Source organism: Lentzea terrae (genome assembly GCF_003265345.1).
GTDB lineage: Bacteria > Actinomycetota > Actinomycetes > Mycobacteriales > Pseudonocardiaceae > Lentzea > Lentzea terrae.
Map to the genome: position 1 here is coordinate 1 of NZ_QFWW01000033.1, position 15,761 is coordinate 15,761.

Here is a 15,761-nt window from a genome sequence, read left to right on the forward strand (position 1 = left end):
GTGCTGCTCGACGCGGCCCAGGGACCGCATCGACGTACACGGGTCGTGCTCGGCATCCGGGCGGACTTCCTCGCCCACGTCACCCAGCACCCGAGCCTGGTGAAGGCGCTCGCGGACGAGGCGACGGTGCTGGTCGGGCCACCGGAGACCGCCGACCTGCGCGACATCGTGCTCAAGCCCGCCGCGATGAGCGGCCTCTCCGTCGCCGCCGATCTGCTGGCAACCGTCCTCGCCGACGTGGACGCCGAACCAGGCGCGCTGCCGTTGCTGTCGCACGCGCTGGTCGAGACCTGGCAACGCTCACAATCCGAGCTCACCCTCGGCGCGTACCGGGCAGGAGGCGGCGTGCGGGGCGCGATCGCCCAGACCGCCGAACGCGCCTACGACGAGCTGAACGCCGCCGAGCAGCAGGCCATGCGCCGAATCCTGGTGCGGCTCACGGCGTTCGGTGACGGCACCGAGGACACCCGCCGGCCGATCCGCCGGACCGAACTCGACGGCATCGCGGGGCCGACGACCATCGACAAGGTCCTGTCCAGGCTGGTCGCCGACCGGCTGGTCGTCGTCGGCGAAGACAGCGTTGAGATCGCTCACGAAGCCCTGATCCGCGCGTGGCCGCGGCTGCAGCGCTGGCTGTCGGACGACCGTTCGACGCTGCTGGTCCACCGCAGGCTGACCGCCGCCGCCCACACGTGGACCGAGCTGGATCACGACGAAGGCGCGCTCTACCGCGGTGCCCAGCTGGTCACCGCATCGGCGTGGGCGCAGGACCACCCCGGCGAGCTGAACGCGGCCGAAGACGATTTCCTCGACGCGAGCCTGCGCAGCGAGGCAGCCGAGCAGGTCGGCGTGCGGCGGCGCAACCGGCTGCTCACCAGGCTCGTCTCGATCATGGGCGTGCTGCTCCTGCTGGCCGCCGGCGGTGGCGGTGTGGCGTGGTGGCAGTCGAGCGAAGCCCGGTTGCGGCAACGGGTCGACCAGGCGCACCAGCTCGCGCTCAACGCCCGCGGCCTCGTCGACACCGCTCCCGACCTGGCCGGGCTGCTCGCCGTGGCCGCGTTCCGGCTGCACGCCGACGACGACACCAGAGGCGCGCTGCTCAGCGCCGCGTCCGCACCTCGCCGACGCGTCGAGCTCAACGCCGACGGTCCGCCCGTGCTGGACGTGAACGTGTCGCATCAGGGCGACGTGATCGCGACCGCGGACCGGGACGGCCTGGTCACGTTGTGGGACATCAGATCCCGCGACCGGCAACTGGTACTGTCCGACCACAATGGACTGACCGAGCGCGGGTACGCCCGGCAGGTCGAGTTCAGCGCGGACGACCGGTTCATCGCCTCCAACGCCACCAAACCGACGCTGGCCGGCAGCACCGGCGACGTCGTGGTCTGGGACCGCACGACCGGCAAGCCGGTGTTCTCCCAGCGTTTTGACGTGCTCACCACCGGACTCGCCTTCCACCCGCGAGGAACGTCGTTCGCGGTCGGTGTGGCGGACGGCGGCGTCGAACTGTGGGACGTCGCGACCAGGACCAAACGAATCTTCCAAGGCCACGCGCACGAAGTGAACTCGCTGGCGTTCAACGAGGACGGCTCACTGCTGGCCACCGCGAACGGCAAGGACCACCCGGTGGTCTGGGACGTCGCGACGGGTGCGAAGGTCGGGGAGATCGGGTCGCTGGAGGTCAACAACGTCTACTTCCACGGCCCGCGGACGGTCGTCACGGCCACCCTGCGCAACGGCGTGAAGTTCTGGGACGTGGGCGGCGACCTGAAGGCGGAGCTGCCGAAGCAGGGCCCGTACGCGTGGGAGGCCTCGGCGCCGGTCGGTGACCGCATGGCCGTGTCGGACGAAGACGGCCTGATCACGATCTGGGACGTCCGCACCCGCCGCCCGATCACCACCTATCGCGACCGCGGCCGCACCGAGTCCAGGGCGCTGGCGCTCGGACGAGCCGGAAAACTGCTGGTGTCCGGCGGTTTCGGCAGGATGGTGGCGGTGCGCGAGGACGCGGTGCCGCCGTTCACCGGGCACGCCGACGGCATCAACGACCTCGACGTGCACGACGGCCTGGTCGCGTCCGCCGGCGACGACGGCACGGTGCGGCTGTGGCGGTCCGACGGCACTGAACTGGCCACTTTGGACGGTCATCCGGACCGGGTGGAGTCCGCGCGGTTCAGCCCGGACGGCACGAAGATCGCCGCCGTGACCCGCAACCACACCATCACGATCTGGGACGTCGCCAAGCGGGAACGCCTCAAGGAGTTCTCCTACAGCGGCCTCGGCGCCTCGACCGACATCGCGTTCCAGCCGGACGGGCGCGGGATCGTCACGGCGTCGCTCGGCCGGTTCCGCTGGAGCCTGCCGGAGCTGAAGCAGGGCGCCTTCTCGGGCGGCCCGTACATCGCCAGCGCCGTCGAGTTCACCCCGGACGGCCGGCTGCTGATCTCCACCGATCCCGCGGGCGGCGCGATGCTCTGGGACGTCGCCGCCGACAAGCTGGAACGACGCGTCAGCACCGGCCAGGGCGACGTCCGCGACGTGGCGATCAGCCAGGACGGGAAGCGGTTCGCCACCGCCGGCGCGAACCGGACGATCAAGGTGTGGGACGTCGCGTCCGGTGCCGAGCTGATGACGCTGACCGGCCACTCCGCGCCGGTCGTGACGCTCGCGTTCAGTCCCGACGGCAAGTCGCTGGCGTCCGGTGGTGAGGACCACGCGGTCATCTTGTGGGATCTCGGCAGTCGAAGCGGGTCGACGCTCACCGGGCACACCGGCCCGGTGCAGGCGGTCGCGTTCACCGGCGACGGCGAGCTGGTCTCGGGCGCGAACGACGCGCGGATCATCCGGTGGTCGCTGTCCACTTCGGACGCTCTGCGGCGGATCTGCGCCGAGACCGGGCGCGACCTGACACCGGTGGAACGAGCCACCTACCTGCGCGGCGATCAGGAGCTGTGCGGGACGACCAGGCCGGTCTCGTAGGCGAACACGACCAGTTGGGCGCGGTCGCGGGCGTGCAGCTTCATCATGGCCCGGTTGACGTGGGTCTTCGCCGTGAGCGGGCTGATCACCATGTGGGCGGCGATCTCGTCGTTCGACAGGCCCTGGGCGACCAGGACCACGGCCTCGCGTTCGCGGTTGGTGAGCTGGGGCAGGTCGCCGTTCGGGTGCGGCGGGCGGCTGACGTAGCGGTCGATCAGCTTGCGGGTGATGGACGGGGCCAGCAGTGCGTCGCCGCGTGCCGCCACCCGGACGGCGTGCAGGAAGTCCTCCGGCTGGATGTCCTTGACCAGAAACCCCGCCGCGCCGGCCTTGAGCGCGTTGAACACGTACTCGTCGAGGCCGTAGTTGGTCAGGATCACGACGTGCGTGTTCGCGAGAGATGGGTCTTCCGCGATGCGGCGGGTGGCCTCGATGCCGTCCAGGACGGGCATCTGGATGTCGACCAGCGCGATGTCGGGCAGGTGCTGCCGGGCGAGTTCCAGGCCCTGCGAGCCGTCCGCGGCTTCGGCCACGACCTTGATGTCGTCCTCGGCGTCGAGCAACGCGCGGAAGCCGCTGCGGATGAGCGGTTGGTCGTCGACGAGCAGGACACGGATCACGGCTGTGCCACCGGTAGCTCGGCCTGGACGGTGAAGCCGCCTTCGGTGCGCGGTGCGGCGGCGAGCGTGCCGCCGAGTGCGGTGACGCGTTCGCGCATGCCGAGCAGGCCGACTCCAGGATTTGGTTTTGTGTCGGGTTTTGCGGTGCCGTCGTCGTCGACTCGGATGACGAGCGCGTCCGGCCGGTAGTCGATGCGGATCTTCGCGGTGGCGGCTTTGGCGTGCCTGGCGATGTTCGTCAGCGACTCCTGCACGATCCGGTAGGCCGTTCGCCCAACTGCTGCGGGCACGTCGTTGCGTTCGCCTTCGATGGTCAGTTGCGCGTCCAGGCCGGTGGAGCGTGCTCGTTGGACCAGGTCGGCGACGTCGTCGAGGCCGTGTGGAGGGTTCTTGTCGTCGTCTCGCAGCGCTTCGAGAGTCGCGCGCAGCTCTCTTGCGGCTTCTCGTCCGGCGTCACGGATCGCCAGCAGCGGCTCGGGCACGTCCTCGCCGCGCTTCTGCGCCAGGTGGACGGCGACCTCGGCCTGGATCTTGATCACCGAGATCTGATGGGTGAGCGAGTCGTGCAGCTCGCGCGCGATGTGCAGGCGTTCCTCGTTGGCGCGCCTGAGGGCGGTCTCCTCGCGGGTGCGCTCGGCCTCGTCGGCGCGGCGTTCGGCCTGGCGCAGCGCCTCACCGGCGGCCGCGGCGGCGATCAGCCAGGCGATCTGGAGGACGTCCCTGCTCTGCGCGAACGCCTCGGACGCCGTCAGCTCACCTGGCGAGACCAGTGCCGCGAGGGGCAGCGCGGCCACGACCAGCACGGACCCGACGACCGTGACGACGCGATGGCCCGCCCGCATCGTCGAGTACACCGCGAACAGGAACGCGATCACCGGCACGTCGATGCCGAGCGCCTGGTAACCGAGCGCCGTGAGCCCGGTCGCGGCCAGCACGGCGATCGGCGCCTGCCGTCGCGCGATGAGCGCCAGCCCGCTCGCCGCCAGCAGTGCGTAGCCGGGTGCGGTGGTCGGATGCCCGGCCACGACCAGGCTCGCCGCCACCCCGGCGGCGATCGCCCAGTCCAGCCAGCGCTTGTTCATTCGTGCACCTTAGACCCGTGTTGGCGCTGGTAGATCGTGCGCTGGGAGGACTTCTTCCCTACTGCGCCCGCAGTAGGTGATGTCTGCGCTCGCACGACGACTCGGCGCGATGGGGTGGACATGCTGCTGCCATGTCTCTTTCCGCGATTGCCGCAGATGTGTACGGGTTGACCGCAGGGCGCACCTGGTCGCTGGTGGGTGCGGCGCTGGGGTTGGCCGGGATCGGTGTTGGGGTGTTCGCACGGCGCCGTGGTGTGGTGGCGTTGGCTTTGGGTGTGGTCGGGGCGTTGGTCGGCGTCTTGGTCGTGGCGATGGCCAAGGGCGGCCCCGGCACCGGCTACGGCATCGTCGGCGGGTACATCTCGCTGGTGCTCGGCCTGATCGGGGTTTTGGTGGGTGCGCTGGCTATGCGAAAAGGCGCTCGGGCTGCAACACCGCGCGTCGAGTGATGAGCCCGGCCGCACCGCGCACGACGGCGAACTCGCCGAGCGGTGAGGCGACCAGCCGCCGTTCACCTGCGAGCACCCTGATGTCCATTTCGGACTGGACGGCGGCCTTGAGATGCGCGTGCAGCACGGCATAGCTGCCGCCGAGCACGACCGTCGGCACGTCGAAGAGGTTCATCAGCGTGGCGAGGCCCACCCCGAGCGCGGCGCCGGCGGCCTCGACCGCGTCGACCGCCTTGGGATCGCCTTTCTCGAGCGCCTTCGCGAGGGAGTCGAGCCTTCGCCGCCCGGCCTCCTTGAGGATGACGTCGAGGCCCGCGTACCGCTCCACGCAACCCCGGCTGCCGCACGTGCACGGGACGCCGTTGCGCTCGATCACGACGTGCCCGAGCTCGCCGGCGAACCCACCCGTGCCGCGGTAGACCTCGCCGTTGAGCACGACGCCCGCGCCGATGCCGACGTCGGCCGACACGTGCACGAAGTCCTCGCCCGCGAGGTGCCGGGGCCAGAGGTGGGCGAGGGCGGCGAGGTTGGCCTCGTTCTCCAGCTCGACGTCGAGGTTCAGCCGCTTGCTCAGGTTCTCGGCCAGCGGAACGCCCACGAGTTTCGGCAGGTTGGGAGCCCGCACGAGCACGCCGTCCTGCACGACGCCCGGCACGGCGAGCCCGACGCCGAGCATCGGGCGTTGTGTGGTGATCTCGCGGATCAGGTCGGCGATCTGGTCGAGGATCTTGTTCGGGCTGCTCGTGCGGATGTCGGTGGGCACGAGGCGCCGGTGGATGGTCTCGCCGTCGAGGCCGAGGGACTCGACGGCGAGGTGGCTGACGTTGATCTCCGCGCCGACCGCTACGGGGCCGTCCGGGTGGAAGCGCAACGGCTTGGACGGCCTGCCCATGCCGGCGAGCGTGGCGGCGTCCTCGACGAGGATCCCGTTCGCCAGCAACGGTTCGGCGAGGTTGGAGAGCGTCGCCTTGGTGAGGCCGGTGCGGGCGGCCAGGTCGGCCCGCGAGCCGGGGCGGTCGACGAGGGCGAGCAGGACCGTCCGCAGGTTGCCGAGGCGGACCTGGCGCAGGTGGTCGACGGTGGTCATCGGGCCAAGTATCGCTGCGCGGCCGAGGGGAGCCGAGGAGGGGCGGTGGGCGCTGGGGTTGAGGTGCGCCTGGGTGGGGCGGCGGGCGCCGGGGTCGAGGGGAGCCGAGAAGGGGCGGTGGGCGCCGTGGTCGAGGTGCGCAGGGGAGCGGCGGTGGGCGCCGGGGTTGAGCGGAGCCGAGAAGGGGCGGTGGACGCCGTGGTCGAGGTGCGCCGAGGTGGGGCAGCGGGCGCCGGGGTCGAGCGGAGCCGGGGCGAGGCACTGGACGTCGGGGTTGAGGGACGCCGAGGTGGGGCACTGGACGCCGGGGTCGAAAGCGTCCGGGGTGGGGCAGCGGACGCCGCAGTCGCGGCGCCCGCCTGCCGAGGGTGGCGTCCGGGCGTGACCGGGCACTCCTGCCGAGCAGGGGTGAGCCGGCCACGCACGCCGGACGCGATCGTGGCGTGGGCGGTCATCGGTCCAGGTACTTCTGGGCCGCCTCGCCGTACCGCGCCCGGACCTCCGGCACCGCGTCCGCCTCGTACCGCTTGCTCTCCGACCCCGTCCACTCCGGTGGCGTAGCTCCACCGGTGAGCGTCCACGCGGCCTGCCGTGCCGCACCATCTGCCACGTACTCGCCTGGCGCGGGCACCGAGACCGGCACCCCGAACACCGTCGGCGCGATTTCGCGCACCGCCGGCGAGACCGCGGCCCCGCCCACGAGCCGCACGCCCGTGACGTCCGCACCCTGCGAGGCGAGCGCGTCGAGGCCCACGGCCAGTCCGCACAACATGCCTTCCACTGCCGCACGCGCGATGTTCGCGGGCGTGGCGTTGGTGAGGGTCAGGCCATGCAGTGCGCCGGTGGCGTCTGGGAGGTTGGGTGTGCGTTCGCCTTCCAGGTACGGCACCAGCACGACGCCTTCCGCGCCGGGCTTGGCCGACAGCGCGAGCGAGCTGAGCGTGTCTAGATCGACGCCCAGCATGCGGGCGGTCGCGTCCAGCACGCGGGCGGCGTTGAGGGTGCAGGCGAGTGGCAGGTAGCGGCCCGTGGCGTCGGCGAAACCGGCCACGATGCCGGACGGGTCGGCTGCCCGCACCTCGCTCACCGCGGTGACGACGCCGGACGTGCCCAGCGACACGAGGACTTCCGAGCCCGCCCCGACACCGAGGATGGCCGCCGCGTTGTCGCCCGCGCCCGCCCCGAGCCGCACAGGTCCCTCGACGAACTCGGCCGGGCCGAGCACGCGGGGGAGCACGACGTCGGAGCGGCCCAGCGCGAGCGAGAGCAGGTCCGGGACGTAGGAGTTCGCCGTCGAGTCGAAGTAGCCGGTGCCCGAGGCGTCCGACCGGTCGGTGACCAGGTCGGCCAGGTCGCCGGTACCGCGCAGCCGCCACGTCAGCCAGTCGTGCGGCAGGCAGACGGCGGCGGTGCGCTTGGCGTTGGCCGGTTCGTGCTGGGCGAGCCAGCGCAGCTTGGTGATCGTGAACGACGCGACCGGCACCAGGCCGATCCGCGTGGCCCACTCCACCGCGCCCAACTCGGCGGTCAGCGAGGCTGCGGCTGCGGCGGACCTGGTGTCGTTCCACAGCAACGCGTCGCGCACGACGTTGCCGTCCTCGTCGAGGCACACCATGCCGTGCTGCTGGCCGGCGACGCTCAACGCCGCGACGTCGTCGAGTCCACCGGCCTGGTCGACGGCCGTCTGCAGCGCCGTCCACCAGTGCCGCGGATCGACCGACGTGCCGTCCGGGTGGGCCGCGCGGCCCTCCCGGACGAGCTCGCCGGTCTCCGCCTCGCGCACCACGACCTTGCACGACTGCGTCGAGGAGTCGACGCCCGCGACGAGCGTCATGTCAGCGCGCCCCGGCGAGGTGCTCGAGCGCCAGCTGGTTGAGCCGCACGAAACCGTAGCCGCGCTCACCGGCCTTGTCGGGGTCGAAGCTGTCGTCCTTCATGAGGTCCTCGTAGGACTCGCCGGCGTTCAGCGTCGGCTTGCCGAGCTCGGCGACACCGGCGACGGCCAGCGCCTCCTGCACCTCGGGGTCGGCCCGGAACGCACGGGCACGGTCACGCAGCAACAGGTACGTCGCCATGTTCGCGCGCGCCGAGTCCCACACGCCCGTGATGTCCTCGGTGCGCGACGGCTTGTAGTCGAAGTGCCGCGGACCGTCGTAACCGGCGCTTTCCAGCAGGTCGACCAGCGCGAAGGCGTTCATCAGGTCGCCGTGCCCGAAGACCAGGTCCTGGTCGTACTTGATGCCGCGCTGCCCGTTGAGGTCGATGTGGAAGAGCTTGCCCTGCCACAGCGCCTGCGCGATGCCGTGGACGAAGTTGAGTCCGGCCATCTGCTCGTGCCCGACCTCGGGGTTGAGCCCGACGAGGTCCGGCTGGTCGAGCGTCGAGATGAACCCCAGCGCGTGCCCGATCGTCGGCAGCAGGATGTCGCCGCGCGGCTCGTTCGGCTTCGGCTCGAGCGCGAACCGGATGTCGTAGCCGCGATCCGTGACGAACTGGGTCAGCAGGTTCATGGCCTCCCGGTACCGGTCGAGGGCCGCCCGCACGTCCTTGGCCGTGTCGTACTCGGAGCCCTCACGCCCGCCCCACAGCACGTAGACCTTCGCGCCGAGCTCGGCCGCCAGCTCGATGTTGCGCAGCACCTTCCGCAGCGCGAACCGTCGCACGCCGCGGTCGTTGCTGGTGAGGCCGCCGTCCTTGAACACGGGGTGGCTGAACAGGTTCGTCGTGACCATCGGGATCACGAGCCCGGTCTCCTGCAGCGCGCCCTGCAGGCGGCCGATCTGCTTCTCGCGCTCGGTGGCGGCGAACCCGAACAGGTCGTCGTCGTGGAACGACAGCCCGTACGCGCCCAGTTCGGCCAGCCGGTGCACCGCCTCGACGACATCCAGGTCGGGCCGCGTCGCGTCGCCGAACGGGTCGCGACCCGGCCAGCCCACGGTCCAGAGACCGAAGGAGAACTTGTCCGCCGGAGTGGGCGTGCTCATCATCCACCTCATTCGTTCAATGCTTGAACTTAGTGCGGACAGTACGACGCGCGGGCCGTGATCGCAATCGGTCAGGCGGCGAGCAGCGACTCGACGGCGGGTGCGAGCGCTTCGGCGATCACGCGGTAGCCGGCGCCGGACGGGTGGAAGCGGTCCGCGGCGAAGAGCGAGGGGTCTGCGGCGAACCGAGCCGTGACAGCCCGCTCGACGTGGGCGACCACGCCACCCGCGCGGATGACGGCCTGCTGCTGCACCTGGGCGTAGTCGCGGCTCACGGCGGACACGACGTCACGTAACGCGGGCGGCACGTGTGCGACGACGCTCAGGTCGGGCGCGGTGGCGACGACAACGCCGGCGCCTGCCTGACGCAGTTTCACGACAGCGTCGTGCAGTTGCTCGGCACCGACCTGCGCGGGGACGAACCTCGTCAGGTCGTTCGCACCGATCACCACCACGGCGAGGTCCACACCGCTCGCGATCGCGGCCCGCACCTGGGCACGCAGGTCGGCCGAGCGGGCACCCGCGAACGCGTGCACCCTCAGGTCGACGTCGTGCCCCGCAGTATGGAGCCGCGCGGCGAGCAACGGGCCGAGAGTGTCCTCGCGCCGCGTGCTGCCGACACCCGCGGCGATGGAGTCGCCGAGCAAACGCAGCCGCATGTCAGTGAAAACGGCGAGCGTCGCGGTGGTGTTCCTGGTCAGACTGTGACGGTGGACGAACTGCTGGGGTGGTGCGTGGTCGCGAACGTGGCCGCGGACGGGTTGAAGCACTTCTCGCCCGGCACGAAGGTGTGGGTGCTGCCGCCGCAGTGGGGTGACGGCGGGCAGGACGTGGTGGTCGTCGGCCGGCACCGAGGCAGCCCTGGGCCGGTGTCGCAGATGGTCGTGCCTCGGGTGCACCTGACGAACTTCCGGGTGCGCGGGGTCTACCAGCCGGCCGTGCACCGCCAGCTCACCAAGCACTTGAAGCACAGGGAGCTCCGGCAGTGGGAGTCCCGGGAGGAAGCGGAGAAGGTCGTCGAGTGGTGGGCGCTCGAAGCGGCCGTGCACGCGGGAGTGCGCCGGCCGCTGAAGCGGGTCGACTTCTACTACCGGCTCGCAGACCTGCTGCCAGGACACGTGCTCCGGCATTGGGCCGTCCAGGACGTCATGAACCCGAAGCTCTCGTTCGAGCCCGGCGAAGTCTTCCGCGATCAGCAGGAGGTCGACGCGGTCCGCGAGCTGCGGGAACTCCTGGGGAACAACGAGCTGTGGCCAGTTGTTAGAACTGTTGCGGACAAGATTCAGAAGCTGCTGAGTCGATAAACCGCTGTCGTGCGAGCGTTCGTGTGTCTACACTCCACGATCAACATCACCGAGTGACGAAGGGAGACCGGCCGTGCGCATCGCCGCCGTCGTTCCTTCGTCCCGTTTCGACGTGATCCTCGTGTCCTCGCACCCCGGCTGCCCGCTGCGCGCCGGGCACCGGAGTGTCTGACGAACCCGTCGTTCGTCAGTTCATCGCGCTGACCTCGTAGTCCCTTTCGCACCTGAAAAGGCACTGAGCCATGCGCACGACCACGTTGAACGCTGTCCGCAACCTCGGCATCCTCGCTCACGTCGACGCGGGCAAGACCACTCTCACCGAACGCGTTCTGTTCGCCACCGGCACCACCTACAAGCGCGGCGAGGTGCACGACGGCACGACCGTCACGGACTTCGACCCGCAGGAGCGCGACCGCGGCATCACGATCTTCGCCGCGGCCGTCACCTGCACGTGGGACGGCCATCGCGTCAACCTCATCGACACGCCAGGGCACGTCGACTTCTCCGACGAGGTCGAACGGTCCCTGCGCGTGCTGGACGGGGCCGTTGCGGTGTTCGACGGCGTCGCCGGCGTCGAGCCGCAGAGCGAATCCGTGTGGCGGCAGGCGGATCGGCACGGTGTGCCGCGGATCGCGTTCGTCAACAAGCTCGACCGGGCGGGCGCGGACCTCGACCGCGCCGTGCAGAGCATCAGAACCCGCCTGCACACCGTTCCGCTCGTCGTGCAGCTGCCGATCGGGGCCGAGGACGGGTTCGTCGGTGTCGTCGACCTGGTCCGCATGCGTGCGCTGACCTGGAACGACGGCATGACCGAAGGGCCTGTGCCGGAAACCCTGCTGGCAGCAGCACAACGGCGCCGTCGCCTGCTGGAGGAGACGGTGGCGGAGCTGCACCTCGAGGCACTGGAGGAGTTCTATGCCCAAGGCTCGATGACGGAAGAGACGCTCCGGAAAGCGTTGCGGGAACTGACGCACCGCGGCACTGGAACCGTCGTGCTGTGCGGCTCGGCGTACCGGAACCGGGGCATCGAACCGTTGCTGGACGCGGTGATCACGTACCTGCCGTCCCCTGTGGACGTTCCGCCGGTGCGGGGCGTCGACGGCGAGGAACGGGAGGCGGATCCGGACGCGCCGTTCGCGGCGTTGGTGTTCAAGGTGAACGCCACCGCCACCGGACGGTTGACGTACGTCCGTGTGTACTCCGGCACCCTCCACAAGGGAGAGACGGTGCTCGTGGGCGGCCGGACCGAGCGCATCGGCCGGATCCTGCGGGTGCAGGCCGATCGGCACACGCCGGTCGACGCTGCCGTCGCGGGCGACATCGTGGCTCTCGTCGGCCTGAAGTCGGCGCGCACCGGGACAACCCTTTGCACACCAGGGGCTCCGCTGCAGCTGGAACCGCCGGTGTCGGCTGATCCGGTCGTGTCGGTGTCCGTCGAACCTCGCCGCAGCGCGGACAACGGACGGCTGGCCGACGCACTGGCGCACCTGGTCGACGAGGACCCGTCGCTGCAGGTCAGGACGGACCCGGAGACCGGCCAGACGGTGCTGTCGGGACTGGGCGAGCTGCACCTCGAGGTCGCGGTGGAGAAGGCGCGCACGCACCATCGCCTCGAGATCACGATGGGCCGGCCTCGGGTGGCCTACCGCGAAACGCTCGCCGCCGGTGTCAAGGGATTCGTCTACCGGCACGTGAAGCAGGACGGAGGTGCGGGACAGTTCGCCCACATCGTGCTCGACACAGAGCCGCTGGAGACCGGCTTCGAGTTCCGCTCGACGGTCACCGGCGGGCGCGTGCCGCAGGAGTTCGTCCGCGCGGTCGAACAGGGCTGCCGCGACGCGCTGGCCGAGGGACCACTCGGCCACCCGGTGACCGGCCTGCGCGTGACGCTCACCGACGGGTCCACGCACGTCAAGGACTCGTCGGAGATGGCGTTCCGCACGGCCGGCCGGATGGGCCTGCGCGAGGCCCTGAAGGCGGGCGCGATGACGTTGCTCGAACCGATCGCCGAGGTCACGGTCACCGTGCCGGACGAGTACCTCGGTGGCGTGCTCGGTGACCTGGGCGCTCGCCGCGGCCGGATTCTCGGGTCCGAGGCCCGGACCGGGGAGACCGTGGTGACGGCTTCGGTGCCGTTGGTGGAGATGTTCGGCTACGTGACGCGGTTGCGCAGCCGAACGCAGGGTCGTGGCACGTTCACGGCCCGTCCGACCGGCTACGCGCCGGCCTAGGGTCGCAAGGCCGTGGCCCGTGCGCCCGGTGTAGGACGCAGGCCCGCTTCCCGTTGTGGGGAGCGGGCCTGTGCCATGCTGGGACCGGTGTCGACCTTGAGCGTAATGTCGTTCAACCTGCGCTACGCCTCCGCGGCCGAGCCGAACTCCTGGGCCACGCGGCGACCGGTGATGGCCAAACTCCTGCTCACCGAGCTGCCGACGATCCTGGGCACGCAGGAAGGCCTCTACCCGCAGCTGCTGGACATCGCGCACGACCTGCCGGACCACTACGACTGGGTCGGGCTCGGCCGGGCGGGCGGTAGCCACGACGAGTTCGTGGCGATCATCTTCGACACGCTCCGGCTGGAGCCGCTCGCGTTCGACCACCACTGGCTGTCGGCGACGCCGGCCCTCGTGGGCTCCAGGTCTTGGGGCAACAACGTGATCCGCATGGTCACGTGGATCCGGTTCGCGGACCGGCTGACCGGCACCCAGTTCGTCGCGGTCAACACCCACTTCGACCACGAGTCGGAGAACTCCCGGCTGCGCAGCGCCGAGTTCGTGCGCGACCGGATCAACGACCTGACGTTGCCGATCGTCGTCACCGGGGACTTCAACGCCGCGGCCGCCTCGCCGGCCTACGAGATCCTCACGAACGGCGCTCAGCTGGTCGACACGTGGCTCGTCGGCCCGCGCACCACGCCGGCGTACGGGACGTTCCACGGCTACGGCCCGCTCGTGCCGGACGGACCGCGGATCGACTGGATCCTCACGCGCGGCGCGACGGTCGAGGCCGCGGCGATCAACACCTACCGGCACGGCGGGCAGTACCCGTCCGACCACCTCCCGGTGCAGGCGTCGATCACCTTCTAGGTGCCCATTCCGGCGGCATCTCGTGCGAACAGGTCGGTGCACCGCCCGCCCGCGCTCGGCGAAGGTCGAGGTACGGCCCGGCGATCTGCTCGCGCGGTACCGGTCCGAGTGCCGTGATCGCGTCCCCTGCGGCGAGGGTCTGGCGCCGCATGCGTTCGTGGTCGACGGCTTCGGCACCGAACGCGGGCGCCCAGAGCGTCCACGGCCCGGAGATCATCGCCATCGTCGGCACCAGGTGCGAGTGGAAGTGCGTGCCGATGCCACCGAACGAGCACTGCGGCGGCGCGCGGCCCGGCACCGGGGGATCGCTGCCGGGCAACACGAAGGTGCGGTCCACGGCGCGCGCAGTCAACGCTGCCGACGCCGCTTGGGCGAGCGCGGGACTGCCCGCGAACCAGCCGGAGAGCTCGGCCGCGCCGGTTGGCTGCAGGGAACCCTCACGAGGCAGGAACTCGCGCGTGCCCAGGTGTTCGAGAACGAAGGCGAACGCGACCGAGCCGCCGTCGTACTCCGCGTCGAGCGCACGTGCGCGGATCTCGCTGCCTTCCACCGAGCGGTGCAGGTGGCTGGTGGCGAAGACGAACTCGAGCGTGCGGGGACGGCAGCGCACCGGCAGCCGCGCGAAGTGCTCGGCCAGGGCGAGCAGGGCGACGGTGCCGTTCTCCTGGACCCAGCCCACGCCGTCGGTGTTGGTGTCGATCACGATGCGTTCGGCGCTCTGGCCGGGCAGGGTGGCGATGAGCGAGCGCGTCACGGTCGGCGCGCGGCCTGCCAGGACGCCGATGGTGGTGCGCGTGCCGGGCCGCAGCTTCGCGGCCGCGTCGGAGCCGATGAACACGCCGGGGACGCGGTAGTGGGTGCCGGTGTGCGGGTCCCAGTAGCCGCGGACCTGGTTGTGCGGGAACGGGAACGCGACGACGACACCGGCCGCACCGGCGACACCCGCGTCGATCATGTCCCGGTCCAGCACCGGTTCGGCGAAATAGCCGCGGTCGACGGCCGGGAAGTCGCGGAGGACCACCTTGCCGCGGGAGTTGGCGGCGGTGATCGGGGTGCCCGAGGGCAGGTGGATCAGTTCGCCGGAACGCAGACCTGGCGCGGAGTAGGGGATGGCGTTGGCCACCGGGACGACGCCGTTCGACAGGAGCAGGCCTGGGCCTGGTTGCCAGCGGTGGATCGGGATGCGTTCGGAGCGCACGGACATGCCGGGGAGGTGGGCGACGCGGCGTTCCAGCCAGGAGATCAGGCGGTTGTGAGCAGGGCTGCCGGTGGCGCGGACACCGAACCCCGCGACGGTGGCGTTGAGAACGCGGAACTCGGACGCGGACGCGAAGGTGCGGTCGTCGATCGAGCAGCCTGGTGACGCAGCAGCCGGCACACCGGCCACGTGCGCGGCGAAAGTCGTTACGGCGGTGATGAATCCAAGCCATCTGGCAGGCAGCACGACGCTCACTGTGAGCCTGGTGAGGCGCCCTCACAATCCGCTGTCCAGGTAAACCGGGCAACTGTGAACGCGCAATGGTTCAACCAATCTCCGCTACGGTCCGCGAGATGCGCTTGAATTCGACGATCGTCGCGTGCGCGCTGCTGCTCACGCTGAGTTCCGCGGGCACGGCAACGGCGACGCACGGCCGTGAGTGCGCCACCCCGTCCATCGACCGGCTGCAGCAGTGGCTCGCCAGCGGCGAAGGTGCCACCGAGCCCGCGACCGGCAGCATCCTCGTGCCGAAAAACCGGCACCAGTACACGGCGAAGATCAAGTTCCTGGCGAACGACTGGCACGTCATGGTCGTGTGGCTGGGCAACAAGTTCGAGGCCCAGGCCGACCTCTCCAAGTCACGCGGCTTCTGGATGACCTACCGCGCCACCGACGACCTGTACGTCCAGCTGCGGCCCGCGTCGCACTGGAGCGGCGGCGACAAGTGGGTCACCAAGATCCCTTCGAGCAACGGCAAGCTCGTCCGGAAGTTCTTCAGCTTCCACCCTGACAACTGGACAACTTTGCCGGAGCTGGGCAAGCCGGCCTATCCGCTCGCGGACGCCCTGGACGACGCCCGTGGCCTGGTGTTCGTCGGGAAAACGCCGAACGAGCTGGAGTTCCAGGGGCTCAAGATCGACGGCTATCGGCCACCCTGCGTTTACTAGGAACCGGCTACTGTCCGGGGTC

The 15,761-nt window shown here is 70.6% G+C and carries 13 protein-coding genes; 6 read left to right on the forward strand and 7 right to left on the reverse strand.

Features of this window, described 5'->3' with window-relative positions; translation table 11 throughout:
• A partial coding sequence (locus DI276_RS41055; protein WP_157985294.1) for a WD40 repeat domain-containing protein occupies positions 1–2,982 on the forward strand: 2,982 nt, incomplete at its 5' end.
• Here the strand turns inward: DI276_RS41055 and DI276_RS41060 are convergent.
• Together DI276_RS41060 and DI276_RS41065 are read right to left on the reverse strand one after the other, a co-directional pair.
• The gene (locus tag DI276_RS41060) at positions 2,946–3,602 is read right to left on the reverse strand and encodes a response regulator (RefSeq protein ID WP_112274110.1); all 657 of its coding nucleotides are present in this window, start codon (positions 3,600–3,602) and stop codon (positions 2,946–2,948) included. The two genes, DI276_RS41055 and DI276_RS41060, sit on opposite strands and share 37 nt — an antisense overlap.
• Complete coding sequence (locus DI276_RS41065; RefSeq protein WP_112274112.1) at positions 3,599–4,684, reverse strand: sensor histidine kinase; 1,086 nt, start codon at positions 4,682–4,684, stop codon at positions 3,599–3,601. The genes DI276_RS41060 and DI276_RS41065 overlap by 4 nt, the downstream gene beginning before the upstream one ends.
• Positions 4,685–4,815: 131 nt before the next feature.
• Here DI276_RS41065 and DI276_RS41070 point away from each other — a divergent pair, with 131 nt between their 5' ends.
• Positions 4,816–5,133, forward strand: a complete 318-nt coding sequence (locus tag DI276_RS41070) for a DUF6223 family protein (RefSeq protein ID WP_112274114.1) — start codon at positions 4,816–4,818, stop codon at positions 5,131–5,133.
• On the opposite strand, the gene DI276_RS41075 is transcribed toward DI276_RS41070, so the two are convergent.
• The 4 genes from DI276_RS41075 to DI276_RS41090 form a co-directional block, all read right to left on the reverse strand.
• Positions 5,090–6,613: an ROK family protein gene (locus DI276_RS41075; RefSeq protein ID WP_157985295.1), complete on the reverse strand. Its 1,524-nt coding sequence runs from the start codon at positions 6,611–6,613 to the stop codon at positions 5,090–5,092. The genes DI276_RS41070 and DI276_RS41075 overlap by 44 nt on opposite strands.
• 58 nt (positions 6,614–6,671) lie before the next feature.
• Positions 6,672–8,054 (reverse strand): xylulokinase, encoded by a 1,383-nt coding sequence (xylB, locus tag DI276_RS41080; RefSeq protein ID WP_112274118.1) that lies wholly within the window; start codon positions 8,052–8,054, stop codon positions 6,672–6,674.
• 1 nt (position 8,055) lies between these two features.
• The gene (gene xylA / locus DI276_RS41085; protein ID WP_112274120.1) at positions 8,056–9,207 is read right to left on the reverse strand and encodes a xylose isomerase; all 1,152 of its coding nucleotides are present in this window, start codon (positions 9,205–9,207) and stop codon (positions 8,056–8,058) included.
• A gap of 68 nt (positions 9,208–9,275) precedes the next feature.
• On the reverse strand, positions 9,276–9,863 hold the full coding sequence (locus DI276_RS41090) for an SGNH/GDSL hydrolase family protein (protein WP_112274122.1): 588 nt from the start codon (positions 9,861–9,863) through the stop codon (positions 9,276–9,278).
• Between the two features lie 51 nt (positions 9,864–9,914).
• Between DI276_RS41090 and DI276_RS41095 the strand changes: the two genes are divergently transcribed.
• From DI276_RS41095 to DI276_RS41105, 3 genes are all read left to right on the forward strand, one after another.
• Entirely contained in the window at positions 9,915–10,508 is a 594-nt protein-coding gene (locus DI276_RS41095) for a hypothetical protein (protein WP_157985296.1), read from the forward strand.
• A gap of 242 nt (positions 10,509–10,750) precedes the next feature.
• Entirely contained in the window at positions 10,751–12,739 is a 1,989-nt protein-coding gene (gene fusA, locus DI276_RS41100) for an elongation factor G (protein WP_112274127.1), read from the forward strand.
• Between the two features lie 105 nt (positions 12,740–12,844).
• On the forward strand, positions 12,845–13,594 hold the full coding sequence (locus DI276_RS41105) for an endonuclease/exonuclease/phosphatase family protein (RefSeq protein WP_232837270.1): 750 nt from the start codon (positions 12,845–12,847) through the stop codon (positions 13,592–13,594).
• Here DI276_RS41105 and DI276_RS41110 read toward each other — a convergent pair.
• Complete coding sequence (locus DI276_RS41110) at positions 13,584–15,038, reverse strand: hypothetical protein (protein WP_157985297.1); 1,455 nt, start codon at positions 15,036–15,038, stop codon at positions 13,584–13,586. The two genes, DI276_RS41105 and DI276_RS41110, sit on opposite strands and share 11 nt — an antisense overlap.
• A gap of 107 nt (positions 15,039–15,145) precedes the next feature.
• On the opposite strand from DI276_RS41110, the gene DI276_RS41115 reads away from it, so the two are divergent.
• Positions 15,146–15,739 (forward strand): hypothetical protein, encoded by a 594-nt coding sequence (locus tag DI276_RS41115; RefSeq protein WP_112274133.1) that lies wholly within the window; start codon positions 15,146–15,148, stop codon positions 15,737–15,739.
• The last annotated feature ends 22 nt before the right edge of the window (positions 15,740–15,761 follow it).

Bases quoted from the DNA above. Each gene is read 5' to 3' on its own strand.
- xylA (WP_112274120.1), bottom strand. From the start codon at position 9,207: ATGATGAGCACGCCCACTCCGGCGGACAAGTTCTCCTTCGGTCTCTGG.
- fusA (WP_112274127.1), top strand. From the start codon at position 10,751: ATGCGCACGACCACGTTGAACGCTGTCCGCAACCTCGGCATCCTCGCT.
- DI276_RS41070 (WP_112274114.1), top strand. From the start codon at position 4,816: ATGTCTCTTTCCGCGATTGCCGCAGATGTGTACGGGTTGACCGCAGGG.
- DI276_RS41115 (WP_112274133.1), top strand. From the start codon at position 15,146: ATGCGCTTGAATTCGACGATCGTCGCGTGCGCGCTGCTGCTCACGCTG.
- DI276_RS41065 (WP_112274112.1), bottom strand. From the start codon at position 4,684: ATGAACAAGCGCTGGCTGGACTGGGCGATCGCCGCCGGGGTGGCGGCG.
- DI276_RS41090 (WP_112274122.1), bottom strand. From the start codon at position 9,863: ATGCGGCTGCGTTTGCTCGGCGACTCCATCGCCGCGGGTGTCGGCAGC.
- xylB (WP_112274118.1), bottom strand. From the start codon at position 8,054: ATGACGCTCGTCGCGGGCGTCGACTCCTCGACGCAGTCGTGCAAGGTC.
- DI276_RS41105 (WP_232837270.1), top strand. From the start codon at position 12,845: ATGTCGTTCAACCTGCGCTACGCCTCCGCGGCCGAGCCGAACTCCTGG.